This window comes from Phytohabitans kaempferiae (assembly GCF_042433955.1).
Taxonomy (GTDB): Bacteria; Actinomycetota; Actinomycetes; order Mycobacteriales; family Micromonosporaceae; genus Phytohabitans; species Phytohabitans kaempferiae.
In genome coordinates this window covers 60,096-77,635 of sequence record NZ_JBHLUH010000056.1, presented here as the reverse complement: position 1 = coordinate 77,635, position 17,540 = coordinate 60,096, and the positions used below count along the sequence as shown (strand labels likewise).

12 protein-coding genes and 1 pseudogene are annotated in these 17,540 nt (G+C 72.7%); 10 read left to right on the top strand and 3 right to left on the bottom strand.

Translation table 11 applies throughout. The features are described from left to right. Positions 1–82 precede the first annotated feature (82 nt). From ACFFIA_RS42605 to ACFFIA_RS25765, 4 genes are all read left to right on the top strand, one after another. On the top strand, positions 83–394 hold the full coding sequence (locus tag ACFFIA_RS42605) for an SUKH-4 family immunity protein (RefSeq protein WP_512700724.1): 312 nt from the start codon (positions 83–85) through the stop codon (positions 392–394). Further along, positions 364–7,056 (top strand): ADP-ribosyltransferase, encoded by a 6,693-nt coding sequence (locus ACFFIA_RS42600; RefSeq protein WP_512700723.1) that lies wholly within the window; start codon positions 364–366, stop codon positions 7,054–7,056. The genes ACFFIA_RS42605 and ACFFIA_RS42600 overlap by 31 nt, the downstream gene beginning before the upstream one ends. Positions 7,057–7,093: 37 nt before the next feature. Beyond that, positions 7,094–7,969 carry a hypothetical protein gene (locus tag ACFFIA_RS25770; protein WP_377254799.1) on the top strand — a complete coding sequence of 292 codons (876 nt, stop codon included), beginning with the start codon at positions 7,094–7,096 and terminating at the stop codon, positions 7,967–7,969. Between the two features lie 82 nt (positions 7,970–8,051). Further along, complete coding sequence (locus tag ACFFIA_RS25765; protein WP_377254796.1) at positions 8,052–9,029, top strand: ADP-ribosyltransferase; 978 nt, start codon at positions 8,052–8,054, stop codon at positions 9,027–9,029. Here the strand turns inward: ACFFIA_RS25765 and ACFFIA_RS25760 are convergent. Beyond that, entirely contained in the window at positions 9,013–9,519 is a 507-nt protein-coding gene (locus tag ACFFIA_RS25760) for a hypothetical protein (protein ID WP_377254793.1), read from the bottom strand. The two genes, ACFFIA_RS25765 and ACFFIA_RS25760, sit on opposite strands and share 17 nt — an antisense overlap. A 58-nt stretch (positions 9,520–9,577) precedes the next feature. Between ACFFIA_RS25760 and ACFFIA_RS25755 the strand changes: the two genes are divergently transcribed. From ACFFIA_RS25755 to ACFFIA_RS25730, 6 genes and pseudogenes are all read left to right on the top strand, one after another. Continuing rightward, positions 9,578–10,138: a hypothetical protein gene (locus ACFFIA_RS25755; RefSeq protein WP_377254790.1), complete on the top strand. Its 561-nt coding sequence runs from the start codon at positions 9,578–9,580 to the stop codon at positions 10,136–10,138. 61 nt (positions 10,139–10,199) lie between these two features. Next, on the top strand, positions 10,200–11,459 hold the full coding sequence (locus tag ACFFIA_RS25750) for a S8 family serine peptidase (protein WP_377254787.1): 1,260 nt from the start codon (positions 10,200–10,202) through the stop codon (positions 11,457–11,459). A gap of 96 nt (positions 11,460–11,555) precedes the next feature. Beyond that, a pseudogene (locus ACFFIA_RS25745) lies at positions 11,556–11,681 on the top strand (IS5/IS1182 family transposase); the annotation flags it as partial. Between the two features lie 99 nt (positions 11,682–11,780). Further along, positions 11,781–12,488, top strand: a complete 708-nt coding sequence (locus tag ACFFIA_RS25740; RefSeq protein WP_377254785.1) for a TetR/AcrR family transcriptional regulator — start codon at positions 11,781–11,783, stop codon at positions 12,486–12,488. Continuing rightward, positions 12,475–13,995, top strand: a complete 1,521-nt coding sequence (locus tag ACFFIA_RS25735) for an FAD-dependent monooxygenase (RefSeq protein WP_377254783.1) — start codon at positions 12,475–12,477, stop codon at positions 13,993–13,995. The genes ACFFIA_RS25740 and ACFFIA_RS25735 overlap by 14 nt, the downstream gene beginning before the upstream one ends. 254 nt (positions 13,996–14,249) lie before the next feature. Further along, positions 14,250–14,495 (top strand): hypothetical protein, encoded by a 246-nt coding sequence (locus tag ACFFIA_RS25730; RefSeq protein WP_377254780.1) that lies wholly within the window; start codon positions 14,250–14,252, stop codon positions 14,493–14,495. Positions 14,496–14,677: 182 nt separating this feature from the next. Here the strand turns inward: ACFFIA_RS25730 and eccB are convergent, their stop codons facing one another. Both eccB and eccD read right to left on the bottom strand, forming a co-directional pair. Then, positions 14,678–16,075: a type VII secretion protein EccB gene (gene eccB, locus ACFFIA_RS25725; RefSeq protein ID WP_377254777.1), complete on the bottom strand. Its 1,398-nt coding sequence runs from the start codon at positions 16,073–16,075 to the stop codon at positions 14,678–14,680. A 6-nt stretch (positions 16,076–16,081) separates the two neighbouring features. Next, complete coding sequence (gene eccD / locus ACFFIA_RS25720; RefSeq protein ID WP_377254774.1) at positions 16,082–17,488, bottom strand: type VII secretion integral membrane protein EccD; 1,407 nt, start codon at positions 17,486–17,488, stop codon at positions 16,082–16,084. Between the last annotated feature and the right edge of the window lie 52 nt (positions 17,489–17,540).

Genomic DNA, 17,540 nt, shown 5'->3' with positions numbered 1-17,540 from the left:
GCGCCGCCGACGCCGATTACGCCACCGCCGCCGAACACGGCGACGATCGCCAACACGTCCACCACCAACCAGGGACCGACACATGGCTCAGGAACGCCAGATAACCGAGGACGAGGCTCGGGAACTCATCACCCGGCTCCTCGGGACGGGCACGCAGATAGCACTCCACCCGTTCGACCACGGATGGCTGGCGATGGAGCTTCTCACGGAGGAGGAGCGAGCCGAGGGGATGGACATCGGTCAGGGGAGCTACATCATCGACCGGACCGGGGTGATCACGGCCCACGCCAGTTTGCCGATTCGCGTGGTGATGGCGGAGTACAGCGAGGCCAGGAACGAGGGGCAGATCATCGGGCGCCGGATATGGCCCGAACCGACGCCACCTATGGGCTGACGACCGACCAGGTACGCATCGCGGCCGCCTGGCTGACGCCGCAGCAGTTCGGCAACGGGCCGGTCGTCGACGTACGGCCGGACGGGCCCAACGTGCGCGTCACGCTCGACGACGGCCGGGTCTACCACTTCCGCGCCGAGTCCGGGTACGGCGGCTCGACCGTCCACTCCGGAGCGCCGCACGACCCGCATGTCATCCGGATCGACCGGAACGTGCCGCCGCACCACCTCAACCACGTGCTGGTCAACGAGATCGCGGACGCCATCCAGCAGCGGGTCGCCACCGAGCGGGCGGCGCAGGGCTTCGGGCGGCGGCTGCTCGACCGGATCGGCCGCTTGTTCGGCTTCGGCGGCCGGCCGTCGCCGCACTTCCCGCCGCAGCCGCCGGTGCTCAACTACCCGCCCGTGTCGCGCTTCGCGCCGGCCCCGCCGCCGCGGTACGTGCCACCGCCGCCGCCCCCGCGCTACACGGCGCCCCCGCCACCGCCGGCACCGCGGCACGTTACACCGCCCCCACCGCCCCCGCCTCCGCCGAACCCGTGGGCTACGCCGCCGCGGACGGCACCGCAGCCGCCTCCGTACGCGCCGCGGCACGCACCGCCGTCGCCCGCCCCGCCACCGCCGCCGCCGACTCCGCGGCACGCGGCTCCGCCGCCGCCGACGTACACACCGCCGCCGCCGGCGCCCGCGCCGGAGCCGTCGCCAACCGACCGGTCGCCGACCGTCGACCGGGACACCTCGCGGGTCGTATCCGATGTGGATGGTGGAACGGCGCGGCCGGAGCCGACGACGGAGCCGTCGCACGACGGGCACTGGAACGACCCGCCCTGGCGGCGCGAAGGGCGACCGCCGTCGCTGGACGAGCTGCTCCCGCAGACCGACGCGGAGGTGTCGCGGTGGGAGAGCGCGGTCCGCGAGGAGTTCGCGCGCCTGCTCGACGGCCGTGAGTTCGGCGGGATGCGGGTGCGGGTCGACCTTTCCGACCCGCACGCGGTGAGCGTCTACCGCAATGACGTGACCGTACGTCTGGACGTGGTCCATCCGGAGCACGGGCAGGTGGGGCGGATCGTGCGTGTGTTCCGCCGCGACCCGGATGGCGGCATCTCGGTCGAGCACGTGACGCTGAAGCTCAGCGACAGCGCGCAGGGGCGGGGCTTCGCCGCCGAGTGGAACCGGTTCATGGAGGGCTGGTACCGCTACTCCGGCGTTTCCCACATCGAGATCCACGCGGCGTCCACAGTGGGCGGTTATGCGTGGGCACGGGCCGGCTACGACTGGGCGCCGGGGAGCCAGCACCGGGCCGAGGCCGTCTTCGACCGGCTGCGCACCGAGATGCGCCGGGTCCAGGCGGACGCGCGGGCCGTCTCCCAGTGGGCGGCCGGCGACTCCACAGTAGACATCGACGCGCTGCGCAGCAGGTACGGCCAGAGCGACCCCGACGCGCTGCTCGGCGAGATGCGGCGGCAGCACGAGGCGGGGCAGCAGATCCTGGAGCGGGCGGCCCGGAATCCGTTCGGCAGCGGCGACTACCCGACGCCGTACGACGTGGCCCGCGCCGGCTGGAGTGGCCAGCACGGCCGGGACGCCACCTGGATCGGCAAGGACGCGCTGCTCGGCTCCAACTGGAAGGGCGTCAAGCCGGTCACCGACGGCGGCCCGTTCCACGCCCGCGGCGAGACGGCGAGGCCGGACGCCGCGACGCCGCCACCGCCGCCGGAGATGCTGCCGCCGCCGGACGCGGCGACCCGCCGCCCCGACCCGCCGCCGCCGGCCACCGAGCGCCTGGACGGCTCGACGCCGGCCGGCGAGCGGCCGGACGGGGAGTCGCCGCCCCTCGACCCGCGCGAGGCGGAGCGGCGGCTGCTCGACGAGCTCGACCCGAGCGACCGCCAGGCGCTGGTCGACTCGGTGGCGCAGGCCCGCCCGGTCGCCGACGCGGTCCTCGCCGACCTGCACGACGTGACCGGCCGCTTGGAGGGTTTCTCCGACGCGGACCAGCCGCGGACGGTCGACGAGCAGTACCGGGTCAAGGAAGTCGCCTCGCTGGCCCGCAAGTTCACCGACGCGCAGGACGTGAAGAACCTCGACGTCACGGCCGCGGACTTCCTGGCGGAGGTCAACGACCGCGTGCGCTTCTCCGTGCTCACGCCCGAGCACCGGTACGGCGAGGTCGTCACGACCGTGCTGGACAGCCTGGCCGCGCGCGGATACCAGGTCGCCGACGTGAAGAACTTCTGGCAGCCGGGCAACCGCCACAACGGCGTCAACGTGACCCTGCGTACGCCGGACGGCTTCACGCTGGAGGTGCAGTTCCCGACCGCCGCGTCCCGCGCGTTGGGCAAGCAGACCCACGCGCTGTACGAGGTGGTGCGCCTGGAGTCGGCCTCGGCGGCCGACCGCGTCGCCGCGCTCCTTTCGATCCTGCGGCTCAACAAGCAGGCCGGGATCTCGCACGACATGCCGACCGGGCTGGACCGGCTGCCGGAGCCGATCGACACCAGCTTCGAGAAGTGGGCGCGCAAGAACCCGGACGTCTGGGAGCCGTACCAACGCCGCCTGGCCGAGCAGGGTGTTACGTTCGCGGATGTCGTGGCGGGGTACGGGCTCGGGCCCGCGGACTTCCCGCGCGGCGAGAGATTGGGGCTGGGAGATGGTGACGTTCGGCTACCACGTGGTCTTCCGGGAGAAGGCACCGGGGCCGATAGTCAACGTGATCGCGACCTGGGTGGATCTCGACCAGCCCCTCCGGGCGTTGCTGTGGAGCGGCCGGAAGGGGAGATGGATCTACGCTCCGGGACCGGCGGCGAGGCTCCTCTACGACGACCTGAGGCTGGAGGAGCACGCCCCGGTGGACCGGGCGACGGCGGAGCGGGTCTCGCGGGAGAGCCTGGGAGTGGAGCTGCCGACCGAGGAGGAGCTGCACCGGATGTTCCTGGAGGGGGCGACCGGCGACCGGTAGACGACGGGCCGCTGCCGGAGCTGGCCGACCCGCCGGGCGCCGACCCGGTCACCGAGCTCACCGCCGACCAGGTACGCACGCTCACCAAGCTGCTCGGCACCGCGCACACCGTCGCCGACCGGGTGATGGGCGACCTCAACAACATCGCCGCCCGGATGTCCCGCGCGCTGGAGAGCCAGGGTCATCCGTCGGGCGAGGTACGCCTGCTCGGCGAGGACCACCGGGTCAAGGAGTTCGACTCGCTGGCCCGCAAGTTCCGGGACGAGGGCATCGCGGTCGGCCAGAGCGCCGCGCGGTTCGCCGAAACGGTCACCGACGCGGTCCGCTTCTCGCTCCAACTGCCCACCGGTGCGGCGTACACGCCGGTGCTGGACGCGGTCCTCGCCGACCTTGGCGCGCGTGGCTACACGCTGGTCGAGGTGGAGAACTACTGGGCGCCGGGTAACACGTTCCACGGCCTGAGCACGACCCTGCGCGCGCCTGGCGGCCAGCTTATGGAGCTCCAGTTTCCGACCGCGCGGTCGTGGGAGGCGAGCCGGGCGACGCACGGCTTCTACGAGGTGGCGCGGCTTCCCACCGAGACGCCGGTGGCCCGGGTCGAGGCGTTGCTGGCCGACCTCGGATACCTCGAGAGTGTCGGGCTGTCCCGCCAGGCCCCGCCGCCCGGGCTGGCTGACCGGTGGCCGCCGTACGACCTCAGCCTCGCCGCGTGGGCGCGGGACAACCCGCAGGTCTGGCGGGCGTACGGCGAGTCGCTGGCCGCGCAGGGCCGTACGCTCGACGACGTCGCCGCCCAGTTCGGGCTGCGCGGATCGGACCTGCCGGACCTGCCGGCGGTCGACCAGGTGAGGGCAGAGGATGCTGGCGTACTACGCGATCCACGAGACGAGGGACCGCTCGGGCCCGGCGAAGGGCATCTGCGTCCTGGATCCGGTCCATGGGGGCGCCCTGATCTGGGATCACACGCAGGGGAAGTGGCAGTACAACCCGGACCTGGTCAATCGGCTGATCTTCGACCGGACGCACCGGGGCCGCACGGAGGCGATCGACCGGCCGACGGCGGAGCGCCTGGCACTGGAGATCACCGGGACGGAGTCGCTGCCGGCGGAGACGGCTATATCCCGCATCCTCGAGTCGATGCGGACGGCCCCACCGACCTGACCGGCGAGCCGGACAGCTTCACCGGCGGCGCGATCCGCCCGCGTGACGAGATGGCCGCCTGGGAGTGGGCGGAGCAGGCGTACGACCGCTTCCGCGCCGACGACGCCGACGTGCCCGACATCGCCCGCCACCTGGCGGACGTCGAGCGGCCGGACGGCACGCGCGGATACACGCCGGAGGAGATCGCGCGGATCAAGCAGCACCTGATGCGCGACGAACACCTCATCGAAGACTACGACGAAGGGCTGGTGCGCCGGCGGTTCGACGCCTCGCCGGACATCGCCGAGGCGTGGATCCGGCTGCGCGAGGGGCGGGCGCTCCCCTCCGACTTCGTGCTGCTGGAGCACGAGCGGGCCGAGGCCGACTACATGCGGGCCAACCCCGGCGTCACGTACCGTGAGGCGCACGCGTACGCCAACCAGCGGTACAACTGGGAAGCGGAGATTCCCGGGCGCACCGGGGAGAGCCTGGAGGTTTCGTGGGGGTCCGATGGCGGTGCTGATCGACTTTCAGAAGGTCCGCGAGGACGGTCGGGAGGTGGAGTACATGTTCGGGTTCGCGGAGAGCATGGACCGCCGCCTGGTCATCCTGAAGGAGACCCAGGAGGGGCGCCCGCTGGATGGGGACCGGAACCCGGCGTTCGGCGCGGTGCTGGTGAAGATAGTGCGCCACTACCGCAGCAAGGCGAGCTGGCCGGAGCGGGGAGTGTACGCGGCGTAGACGCGCCGGCCGGCGTTCCCGTCCCGAGCGGGCCGAGGCACACGGCGAGCCCGATCGCGTACACCGACTTCGTGCCGGACGGGCGCGCCGGGCACGTGCCGGACGTGTCGCCGGAGGAGTTGCGGTGGGCGGCCGGGCGGGTCGACCCGACGTACTTCCGAGGCGAGGGCGTGGTCCGCGTCGTGCCGGAGGGCGACCTCGTCCGCGTGGACACGGCCGACGGGCGCTCGGCGTATTTCCGTCCCCTGGTCGGGCAGGGCATCCCCAACGTGGCGGAGACGACCGTGCGGGCCGGCACGCCGGACGACCCGCATGTCACCGTCGTCAACCACCGGGTCGCGCCGGAGCAGCTCACCCGGGCCTGGGTCCACGAGATCACCGAGACCATCCACGTACGGGCGGCGCTCGACCAGCAGCGGCCGCACGGTGTGGTGCGCCGGCTGGTCGACACGATCCTGCGAGCGTTCGGCCGGGAGGTGCCGGCGCCCCACCCCGACGTTACGCACGGCGACGGGCACGTGCGGGCCCGCCTCAATGAGCGGGAGCTGCTGCTGCGGCAGTTCCACGCCACGCGTTCGACGGCGGAGCAGCTCGTCATCCGGCAGGAGCTGATGGGGATCGACCGCGACCTCGCGCGGCTCGGATACCCGTCGCACACGCTGCCGTTCCCGGCCGCCGGTCCGCGTACCTCGCCCGGACCGGTCCCGGCCCCGCCCGCGCCACGCGTCCCACCGGGCCCGTGGACGCCCCCGCCTCCGCCGCCTCCTTCTCCGTCCGTGCCTCCGCCTCCTTCCGTGCCGGCGCCGCGGACGCCCACAATGGACGGTTACACCACCGGAGAGCACGCGCCACGGCATGCCGTCCCGGATCCGGGGCCGCCGCCGGGTCCGCACCCCGCGCAGTACGGCCACCTCAACCAGAACGGCGTCTGGGAGTTCGACAGCGACGCCGCCGGCGAGGCGTTCGGGGAGGACCTGCTCGGGCAGGACTTCAACCGCCTCCCGCCGGACCAGCAGGCGGCGATCCGGGAGTACACGCGGCACTCGTGGCCGTACAACACGATCTCCCGCACCAACGACGCGGCCGGCGTGCTCCAGGGCTGGTGGGACAACGCCGGTACGGCCGACTTGGTGCGCGGCCTTTTCGGCGGCCACATCCCAACACTGTCCGATGTGTACGCTCGCGCCCAGCGTGACCCCGCGCCGGGCACCCTGGAGCGGTGGCTGGTCGACCGCGTGCTGAGCGAGCCACCGGCCCGGCAGGCGGCGGTGCTGCACCGGCTCGCCACCGACGACGGCGTGCGCGGAATGCTCATCCGCACCTTCGGCGGGCGCTTCCCGACCGAATACGACATCCGGGCCCGCATGGACCTCATCGACCAGGCGATGGCGGCCACGCCCCTGCGGTACGGCGTGCAGGCGCACCGCGGGCTCCAGGAAATCAACTTCATGCGCGACCCCGCCGGCAACCCGATGAACTTCCGGCAGGACGAGGGCGGGCGTTGGCTCAACGAGTACGGGCAGCCACTCACCGTCGAAGACATCGAGCGCCGCCTGGTGGGCAGTACCCAACCGGCGAACGGGTACATGTCGACCTCGCTCGGCGCCACGGCCGCGTTCAGCGGAGAGAGCCATCCGTTCCGGCTCGTACTGGACGTCCCGCGGGGCAACCCGGCGATCTGGATGGGGAGCAACAGTGTCTATCCGGACCAGCGGGAGCTGATCCTGCCCCGGGACGCGCAATACACCATCGTGGGCGTACGACGTGGACCGGGCGGCATCTTCGAGCTCATCGCCACGGTCCAGCGCCCGGTGGTGCCGTAGGGTTGCGTACGCGCGTCGAGGCGAAGGAGACGGAGCGATGAACGGGGACGGCAGGCAGAGCGACGGCTACACCCCACCGTGGGACGTGCCGCCGCCCCCGCCGCCGCCCGGCATGGTCTCCGAGCCGTACCCGCACGGTGGCTACCGGGCGCTGACCGACGGCGCGATCCAGTACGTGCCGGTGCTGCGTGACGGCGAGACCGTCGGCTACCTGTGGGCCGCTGTTGCCGACGACGCGGCGAGCTTCCTTCGCGTGCTGGAGGAGCCGCTCGACCGCTCCCTCGACGCGGCCATCGCGTGGAGCCGGCGGCTGCGCGAGGCCGAGGCCGAGGGGCTGACCCCGCAGCAGGCGCTGCGGCGGTGGATCGGCGCCCCGCCAGACCCTGAGGCGGGGGCGATCCCGGCCGATGCGGTCCCGCGGGAGGCGCCGAGCAAGCGGGCGCTCGGTGAGATCGCCAATCCCGGCTCGCCGCCGGACATCACCGAGTTGCCGCCCGCGCCGTACGGGTACCTGCCCGACGGCACGCCGCTCGACCGCTCGCAGGGCTGGGAGCCGAAGATCGCCACGTCCAGCCCGCGCCTGCGCCCGCGCTACCGCACCGTCACCGAGGCGCCGGTGCGCTACCTCACGGTGGTCAAGGACGGCCGCACGATGGGCTACCTGTGGGCGTCCACCACCGACGACGCCGCCTCGTACGAGCGGCGCGGCTTCGACGTCGAGGACAACGACGTGTGGGGCGCCTGGGTCGCCCGGCTCGAGGAGGCGGCCCGCGAGGGGGTCGCGCCGCTGGAGGCGCTGCGCCGCTGGGCCGGGCAGCCGGCGGGCGGCGCGGGCGAGGCGGGCACCGAGGAGCGCGAGGCGGCGAGCCTCGACGCGCTGAAGGAGATCGCCCGCACGCCGGAGGGCGCGTGAGCGGCGCGGTGCGGTCCGCGGCGGCACGGCGCTCGACCGGCGTGGCGGGCAGCTCCACCGGCCCGGCCAGCCGGAAGGCACCGTGAACCGTTGGGGTGACCCGAGGTTCCGCCCGGTCCAGCTGCCCGACCGGTACGCGGAGGCGGCCACCGGACCCGTGGCGTACCTGCCGGTCGCGCGCGGCGACGAGACGCTCGGCTACCTCTGGGCGTCTGATGTGGACGGTGCGGCCGGCTGGGTCGAGCGCGGCGCCGCCGGACCGGCCGGCTGGAATGCGGGCACGCCGTGGCTGCGCCGCCTGTCCGCGGCGAAGGCGGCCGGCCGCGCGCCGGGCGAGGCGCTGCGCGAGCTGGCGGAGCTGCCGGACGACCCGCGGGCGGGGCGGGCCGCCGCCGCGCCGGTACGCGCGCTCGGCAGCCTCGCCGAGCTGATCGAGCTGGCCGGGCCGGTGGGGCTGCCCGCCACGCCGGTCGAGCCCGCCGCGCCGCCGCGGACCGGCTCGCCGCCGGCCGGGCTCAACACCGTGCAGCAGGCGGCGTACGACTACACCCGTGCGCCCGACGTCCACAATGGATTGCTTCAGGACGGCGACCCGCCGGCACTGCTCGCGCGGCTGCTGGCCGACCCGGCGCGCGCGGCCGATCTCGCCGGGATATTCGGTTCGCCGCCCCGGTACGGGGACTTCGTCGAGCGCTACCGCCTGCTCGACCAGGCCGTGTCGGCGCCGCTGCCGGAGTCGCTGGAGACGCTGCGCGGCGTCGAGCACATCCGGCACGTGGCGGGCGGCGTGGCCGACGTGCGGGCGCTCGCCGGCAGTACCCACACCGAGCCCGGCTACCTCTCCGTGTCGCTGGGCGCCACGCCCGCGTACCACACCGGCTGCTGGCTGCGCCTGGTCGCGCCGAAGGGCACGCGGTCGCTGTGGATGGGGCGGCAGAGCCACCATCCGAACGAGCGCGAGCTGATCCTGCCGCGCGGGCTCACGATCCGGATCGACGACGTGTACCTGCGCGACGACCGCGTGCAGCTCGCCGCGACGATCGTCAGCGCAGCGACCTGAACTTCTCCCCGGCGTAGCGGCGGAGCGCCTCGGCGACCTGGTTGTGCGTCTCCCGGATGTTGTCCATCTCCGCGATCACGTGCCCCTTGCGGCCGTTGCCCTGCGGCGGGAACGATGGCGCGTGCCGCATCGGGACCTCCTCGGCGACCCAGAGCACGAGCAGCGAACGCGAGAGCGGCGGGCTTCCCACCGGGACGGTCTGCTCGATGCTGATCCCGTCGACCTGGCTCCACGGGCCGGCGAAGCGGTGCCCCTCGGACTCCACCACCAGTCCGGTGTCGCTCAGCGCGATCCGGAAGGGACGCAGCGATCCGGTCAGCAGGATCAGCCCGAGCACGAAGAAGAACAGACCGGGGACCCAGACGACGAACGACACCAGCCAGACACCGGCGATCGCGAAGGCGCCGCCGACGGCGAAGCTGGCCAGGCCGTAGACAAGACCGACGAGGGCCAGCTTGCGGTCGCCCCCGCCAGCGCGATGCAGCTCCACGGGGAGAAGCTAGCATCGGTTAGATTTACGAGCGCTGGTCTGTCACGGGGAGGTGCACATGGCGCTGCCAGTCGTCCGCACGCGGGACGAGGCCCACCTGTACATGGACCTGCACCCCTGCGAGCGCTGCGGGAGCGTCGAGGTCGCCTGGGAGAGCGGGCTGACCGACGACGGGGGCGAGCCGGCCCGGCGATACAGCGGGGTCTGCGGGGGTTGCCAGGCGCCGCGTGAGTTCGTCTTCCGGCTGCCCGAGCGGCCGAGCATCCCCGGCCCCGACGACGCGGTGTTCTTCGGCGGCCCGGAGCACTCCCAGCTGCTCGACCCGGGGGAGTGGCGGCTCATCGCCGACCTCGGCATCCAGGACGGTTCGTCGCCGCTCTCCGGCGACCCGGCGGTCGACGCGGAGCGCAAGCGCTCGTTCGTGTTGGCGGTGGCGGCCTTCGGCGAGGTTCTCAAGTTCATCCCCGAGGGCGGCGACGCGGTGCCGGAGTCCTCGTTCTGGACCCCGCACGGCCGCGCGGCCTACGAGGAAAATCCGGCGCTGTTCCGCCGCGAGCAGCTGGAGCGGTCTCGGCGCAACTTCGCGGACGAGCTGGAAGACCGCTTCCGCGATCTGTGACCAGAGGGGGACCGATGGCGCCGGAGATGGCCCGCGTGCACGACGAGCGGCGGTGCGGGGCGTGAGCCGCTTCGCCCGTACCACCGCTGTGCTGTGTATCGCGGCCGCGATGGTCGGTGCCGGCGCCGTCCCGGCGGTGGCCGCGCCGCGCGCGCCGGCCAACCAGCGGTGCGTCGAGCCCGGCCCCACCGTCGCCGAGGTGCCGTGGCCCCAGCGGATGCTGGGGCCGGAGCGGGTCCGCCCGTTCACGCGCGGTGGCGGCCAGATCGTGGCGGTGCTCGACTCCGGTGTCGACGCCAGCCATCCGCAGCTCGGCGGGCGGGTGCTGGCCGGCTTCGACGCGGTGGCGGGCAGTGGCCCGGCCGATGACGACTGTCTCGGCACCGGCACTCAGGTGGCCGGCGTGATCGCGGCCGGGCAGGAGCAATCTGTCGGGTTTATCGGACTGGCCCCGGATGTGTCGATTCTGCCGATCCGGGTCGTGGCCGAGCGCTTCTCCAGCAGCCCCGGCACCGAGCCCCAGGTGCTCGCGCGCGGCATCAACGAGGCGGTCGAGCGGGGGGCCAGCGTCATCGCGGTCTCCACGATCACCTACAAGGACAGCCCCGTCCTGCAGGGTGCGGTGGCCAGCGCTCTCGCCAAGGGCGTGGTCGTCGTGGCCGCCGTGGGCGACCTCGGCGACGAGCGCGGGCTGGTCCCGCCGTCGTACCCCGCGGCCTACGACGGTGTGGTCGGCGTCGGCGCGATCCGCGAGACCGGCGTGCTGTGGCCCAAGTCCCAGCGCGGCGAAGACGTCGACCTGGTGGCGCCCGGCGACAACGTGCTGACGCTCACCCGCGCCGGCGGGATGGGCGTCACCAGCGGCACGGGCGTGGCGTGCGGCTTCGTGGCCGCGGCGGCGGTGCTGGTGCGTTCCCGCCGCGGCAACATGCGGGACACCGGCGGCATCGGGAGCCAGCTCGAGCGCACGGCCGTCCCCTCGCCCGGTGGAGCCGGATACGGCAGCGGCGTCGTCGACCCGTACGCGGCGGTCACCGCGCGACTGGCGCCCAGCTCGCCGCAGGCCCTGCCCAACCTGCCCGACCCGGTGTCGGACGAGTCACCGGCCTGGGCCCGCGCCCGCCAGCTAGCCCTGATCGGCACCGGGATCGCGGTCGCGGTCGTACTCATCGTGCTGGTCGTCGCGCTGGTGGGCCCGCGTGGCCGGCGACGCTTCTGGCGTTCGACCGTCACGCCTGCGCCGATCCAGGAGGTCGAGCCGGAGGAGCCCGGTCCGCCGGTGCAGCTCTTCCCGCCCCAGCAGAGCTATCCCCAGCAGTAGCGCTCCGCTCGCCGTCGACCGCGGGCGGCTCGCTATTTCCAAGGGACAGATGTGGGCTGCCGCGATGTTCGTCGTGATCCGGACCCAATGCCACTCAGCAACAGCCTGCTCAAGACCACGTTGAAAGCACTGTGCAACATCAGCGTCTGCCCCTGGAAGATCGGCGCCATGGTCGCCGCAGCCCTGGTCATCCTCCACATCGAACACGACCGGACCACCTAAACCCGGCACTACATACAGTCACAGCTGAGCGCACCTGCTGGCCAGGACCGCTTGCGCCGCGTGCTAAAAATAAACCGTCGGTCGGTTTATGGAGGCGATGTGGTCCGGACGGTCAATGAGCGTGACTACGCCGCGCGGCGTGACGCGATCCTCACCGCTGCCTATCGGCTGATCGCGGTCAAGGGCTACCAGCAGATGACCATTCAGGACCTGCTGGACGATCTCGGCATCTCCAAGGGCGCCTTCTACCACTACTTCGACTCCAAACCGGCGCTGCTCGACGCGTTCATCGACCGTGCGATCGACGCGTTCGAGCAGCGGTTGGCGCCGATCGTCGCGGCCGACGACCGATCGCCGCTGGACCGCCTCGGGCAGGTTTTGGCAGTGCTGGCCGGCGGCAGGATCTGTGACCGGGCGTTCCTGTCGGCGCTGCGGGTGCTCTATTCCGATGACAACGCCGTGGTGATGCAGCGGTCCCGGGTGGCCGGTGTCCGGCGGTTCGGGCCGCTGCTCGCGCCGATCCTCGCGCAGGGCACCGCCGCCGGTGTCTTCCGGGTCGAGCATCCTGAGCCGGTCGCTGCCGCCTTGGTGGCCATCGTGCAGGACATGGTCGACGCGACCGGGCGGCTGCTGCTCGACCATGCGGACCTGCCGGCGGTCGACGCTGTGGTGAGCGCCTACACGGACATCGTCGAACGCACCCTGGGCGTGCCGCCGGGGTCGATGGAACTGCTCGACCGCCACGTGCTCGGACAATGGATCGGGGAATTCGGACAATGGATCGGGGAATACCGTGGACACCGATGACCCGATGGAGACTGCGGTCGTCGTGGCGGGGATGGGTCCTGTTGGTGCGCTGCTGGCCACGCTGCTCGGCAGCCGGGGCGTGCCGACCACCGTGATCGAGCCGCAGGACCAGCCGTACCCCAAGCCGCGCGCCGCCGTGCTCGACATCGAGGCGATCCGCGCGCTGGCGATGGTGCCCGGCCTGCCACCGCTCGCGCAGTGGGCGACGCCGGTGGCCCGCAACGGCGCCGTCGGCCCGGACCACCGGCCCCTGCTCATGATCGAGCACACTGCGCGGGCGTTCGGGCATCCGCAGCTCGTCCGGCTGGACCAGCCCGCGCTGGAGGCCGGGCTGTGGACTGCTGCCGCGGCGACCGGCCACGTCCGGATTCACGCCGGGCGCAGCGTACGCGGCGTCGAGCAACACGGTGACCGGGTCACCGCGCTGCTCGACGACGGCCGCCGCGTGACCGCCCAGTGGCTGGTGGGCTGCGACGGCGCCGGCAGCACCGTGCGCGTCGAGACCGGCATCGGCTTTCCCGGCGAGACGTACCCGCAACCGTGGCTCGTCGTCGACGCCGCAGTCCGGGCCGGCGCCGGCCCGGCACGGGGCGTGGGCGGCGCCGTGGACGCGGGACCGAGCATCGCGTTCGTGCTCGACCCGGCACGCCCGCTCGTGGCCATGTCCCAGCCTGATCGGTGGCGGTGGGAGTGGATGCTGCTGCCCGGCGAGGACCCGCAGACCATGGCCGCGGCCGAATCCGTGCGGGGGCTGATCGCCGACTGGGTGGAGCCCGGCGACCTGGATGTCGAGCGCGCCACCGTCTACACCTACCACGCCCGCACCGCCGACCGATGGCGCGACGGGCGTGTCCTGCTGGCCGGCGATGCCGCCCACACCATGCCGCCATTCGCCGGTCTCGGTCTCGGCATGGGGATCCGCGACGCTGTCTCGCTGGCCTGGCGGCTCGCCGACGTGGTCAACGACGCCGCCGATCCGCGGCTGCTCGACAGCTACGAACGTGAACGCCGGCCCGACGTCGAACGCACCATCGCGCTGGCGCTGCGGATCGGCCGGCTCGTGCAGACCCGCAACCACACCACCATGCGGCTCTCCCGGGCGGTACTGCGGATCGTGGGGGCGCTGCCCGGGATCAGCACCCGCCTCGGCGGCCGACCCATGCCCGCCCGCCGGCTGCCCCGTGCCGTCGCGGGACCGCTTCCAGACGCCGGCCGGATGCTTCCCAACCCCCGCATCACCGTCAACAGCGGGCCACCGACGCGCTTGGACGACGTCATCGGATACCGATGGGCCTACATCGGCCACGGTTGCGACCCACGCACCGTCGCCACCGACATCCCACCCGACGCGGTCCTGCTCGCCCTGCACCATCCGGACACCGCACCGGGCTGCCTGCCGATCACCGACCTTGACGGACTCCTGCCCGGGCGGCCCGGTACGGTCACGCTGGCCCGCCCAGACCGCTTCCTCCACGGAACGCTGCACCACCGCGCGCAGGCATCATGATGAGCATTCGAGCGGCTGACGGCACGACGGTGGTGGCGACCACCGACGGTGCCGCCACTCCTCACCGACGCACCGCTCGGCGCTGCACGGTCAGGGCCACGGCGCCAACCTCCGCGCGCCGGACCAGGTGGCCCGCATCGTGGCAGCCTTCGCCGACCGGTGCTGCGCTGATGCTCACTATGCCGGTGCTGGAGTGTGTCTCCCGATCCTGGTCATGAAGCGCCATGGGTCTAGTCGCCAAGAAAGGACCTGCCGTGATCCCGACGCTAATCCTGTTTGGCCTCATATTCGGACGCTGGTGGCGCTCGACGCTCGCCGCCGCCGCTGTAGGCTGGCCGGCCGTACTCGTCGCTTCCGACGCCATGAGCATCGAGGCGGAACTGCTTGGTGCGTCCGCGCTCGCCATTGTCAACGCCGCCGCGGGCGTGTTATCCCACCAGGTGATCTTACGAATCGTCCGGCGACTGCACCCTTCTGGATCATCGCATTCGGATACTTGAGACCGTCGCTGCGCGTTGACGGGTCGCCACTGAGGCTTTCTGGGTAACGCTCTGAACACACCTCGCTTTCGGTGTCGGGGCGAGGACGGGCGGGGTTGTGGATCGCGGAGGGTGCGGCTGCGGGAGCAGCGGCCTGGACCGCGACGGACGTCGCGGTAGCCCGGATCTGTCTCTTGAATCCTCTAGGACGCCGCGGACTTGACGGCCTCGAGGGGGTCGAGCGTCGGTCCGGTCGGGAGGCGTTGCAGCAGCGCGCTGGGCACCTCGATAGCTTCGGCGGCGGGGTAGCCCAGCAGCTCCAGCACCTCGGCGCTCGGCACCGCGTACTTGATGCCGGTGTCGGTCACGACGAAGTAGCCACCGGTCTCGGCGGTCGGCGAGGCGAGCACGCGCACGGTCGCGACCCGGCCGGAGGGCACCAGCACGGCGTTGGCGAGCGGGTCGCCGTTGGTGGCGGAAGCCTGCGTCGGCGCGGCCGTGTCCAGGCCCTCGACGGTGCCTCCCACCAGGAAGGAGGGGGGAGTGCGGCCGTCGGAGGTGACGGCGCAGATCTGCTCGCTGCTGGCCGGGACGAGCGTCGGCGCGGACTGCGGGGCCGCGCCGGCGTCGTTGGCCGGCGGGCGTAGGCGGCTGCTGGTCGGGGCGCTGTTGATCTCAGAGACCGGCACGTCTTCGCGCTTCAGGCCGGCCTGCGCGCCGAGGATGGCGAGCTGGAGCGGCGTGATGCCGGCGATGCCGTCGTCGAAGACCAGGTAGTGCGCCTCGCCCGCGGCGGTCTGGGCGGTGAGCACCTCACCGATCTCCCGCCCCGGCATCTCGCTGGAGGACTTTCCGCGATCGGGCACGACGATGGTCTGGATCTCGTTGCCGGTCGGCAGCGCGTTGATCCACGCCGACCCGACCGGCGCGATGCGCACCTCGCCGAACATCGCCCGCACGAGGTTGGCTGGGTCCTGGACCAGGTGTCGGCGGCCGCGGTAGATCAGGTAGGTGGTGCGCTCGACACTGTCCTGCACGAGTACGCCCTCGGTCTCCGCGAGCTGGCGACCGCCGGTGACACCGCGCCCGACCGCGAGCCGCACCACCGTGATGGCCCGGCCGGCGTCGTCGGTGCGGGGCGTGGTGCAGACTGTCCACGGTAGACCGATGCGCTTCTTGACGGCCGGCAACGAATCGGGCGCGCCCGGGATGCCGACCGTGTTGCCCCGCGGCACCTCGCTCAGCGAGTTGCCGGAGACGCGGAAGACCTGTGAGCTGGGGCGGCCGGCGGCGAGCTTGGCGGAGGCGAAGTTGAGCGTAGGGTGCAGCACGCCCTGGACGTAGACGAAGCTGGCACCGGTCTCCTTTTCGATGACCACGGCGCCTTCGGTCTTCCAGCCGTCGCTGCCGACCTTGGTGAGGATGCCGTAGATCCCGAAGCCGGCGGCCACCAGGATCGCCACCATCACCCCGCCGAAGACCGCGCCGACGCCCCGGCGCAGCGGGGACTGCTGCGGGTCGGTCTCGCGCATTACGAACGCGGAGATGACCCGCTGGGTCAGGAACTGGTACGAGTGGAGCTGATCCCGCCGCGTCGCCATCGCACGTCACCCGCCGATCGAGGCGAACAGCCCCTGGATCGCGCCGAACAGGCCGATCACGGCGCACGCCAGCGGGATCAGCGCCATGATGGCGAGCACGTCGATGATGTCGGCGCCCCGGCCGAGGTAGGGCGAGGGAGCGCGGCGGCTGTACACGAGGCCCGCCGCGAGCACGCCGCCCGCCACGAGGATGGCGATCACCAGCACCAGCAGCCGGCCGCCCGCCTCCGCGTCGACCGCGAAGCTGAACAGCAGCAGGGCCATGCCGAGGATGCCGCTCGCCAGCAGCGGCACGCGCTGCTGCGGCAGGGCGAAGAGGCGGGCGCGGAGCAGCAGCGCGGTCGCGGCCGAGAACGTCAGCAGGTTGGCCGCCACACCGCTGTCCTGGAGCACCAGGTAGAGGATCGCCACGGTGGAGCTGATCGCGGCGGCCAGGTTGAGCCCGCTGAGCAGCTCGGTGGCGCGGGCCACCGCGGAGAAGACGTCGGCGCGCTTGGGCACCGGGCGGTCTTCGAGGATCGCCTCCGGCTTGTCGGGCAGCTCCGGCACCGGCAGCCGCCCCATCCCACTGGAAATCAGCGGGTAGCTGGGGAGCAGGCCGATCACCGTGGTGAGCGTGACCGCCGCGGCGCCCTGTGGAGAGGCGCCGGCGAGGCAGATCAGCGCGCCCAGCAGGCCGGCGAGGCTGGTGGCCAGCCCGGCCATGAAGAGGCGCTGCACCGCGGCCACACCGGTGTATCCGATGACGCTGAAGACGAGCAGCGCGCCGGAGCCGAGCAGCACGCTGGGCGCACCCATGTCGGTGAGCGCGGTGTCACTCGGCGCACCGAGCACCGCGCCGCCGACGAACGCGTACGGCAGACCGGCGGCCGCCACCACCGCGCCGGCGGAAGCGTCGGCCATCGCCCGCGACAGCAGGATGCCCAGGACCGCCAGCACACCGGCGACGCCGATCGCGACGCTGCCGGGCAGGACCCACGACGGGCCCGACATCAGGAGCACGACCAGGCCGGCGAGCAGGATCGCGCTGGTGACCGCCAGCCCGCAGGCACGCGTGGCCGGCCCGCCCCAGGAGCGGCCGGCCCGGCGGGCACCGCTCGCGATCACCTCGACGACGTCGTCGTATGCCAGCTCCGGCCAGTCTTCCCGGCGGGGCGCGAGATGCAGCAGCTCGCCGTCGCGCACGCCCTGGACGGACAGGTTGCGCGTCGGCTCGAGCACGGCGCCGGTGGCACGGCGCAGGACCCAGCCGCCGTGCCGCTCGCCGGCGTCGCCGAGGTCGTCGCCGGCATGCCGCAACAGGTGCGGGAGCAACTCGGCGACGATGAGGTTGTCGGGCAGCGCGACGTCCATGCGTCTCTTCGGCGCCGCGACCGTTACCCTGGCCAGACTGAGGCCGCCCGGGGCCGTCACGCTGGTCACCTCCCCGTCACCGTGCGAACAGCGCGCTCAACCTAACATGTTG

Coding starts and splice junctions, on each gene's coding strand:
- ACFFIA_RS42605 (WP_512700724.1), top strand. CDS start 83: ATGGCTCAGGAACGCCAGATAACCGAGGACGAGGCTCGGGAACTCATC.
- ACFFIA_RS42600 (WP_512700723.1), top strand. CDS start 364: ATGGCCCGAACCGACGCCACCTATGGGCTGACGACCGACCAGGTACGC.
- ACFFIA_RS25770 (WP_377254799.1), top strand. CDS start 7,094: ATGAACGGGGACGGCAGGCAGAGCGACGGCTACACCCCACCGTGGGAC.
- ACFFIA_RS25755 (WP_377254790.1), top strand. CDS start 9,578: ATGGCGCTGCCAGTCGTCCGCACGCGGGACGAGGCCCACCTGTACATG.
- eccB (WP_377254777.1), bottom strand. CDS start 16,075: ATGGCGACGCGGCGGGATCAGCTCCACTCGTACCAGTTCCTGACCCAG.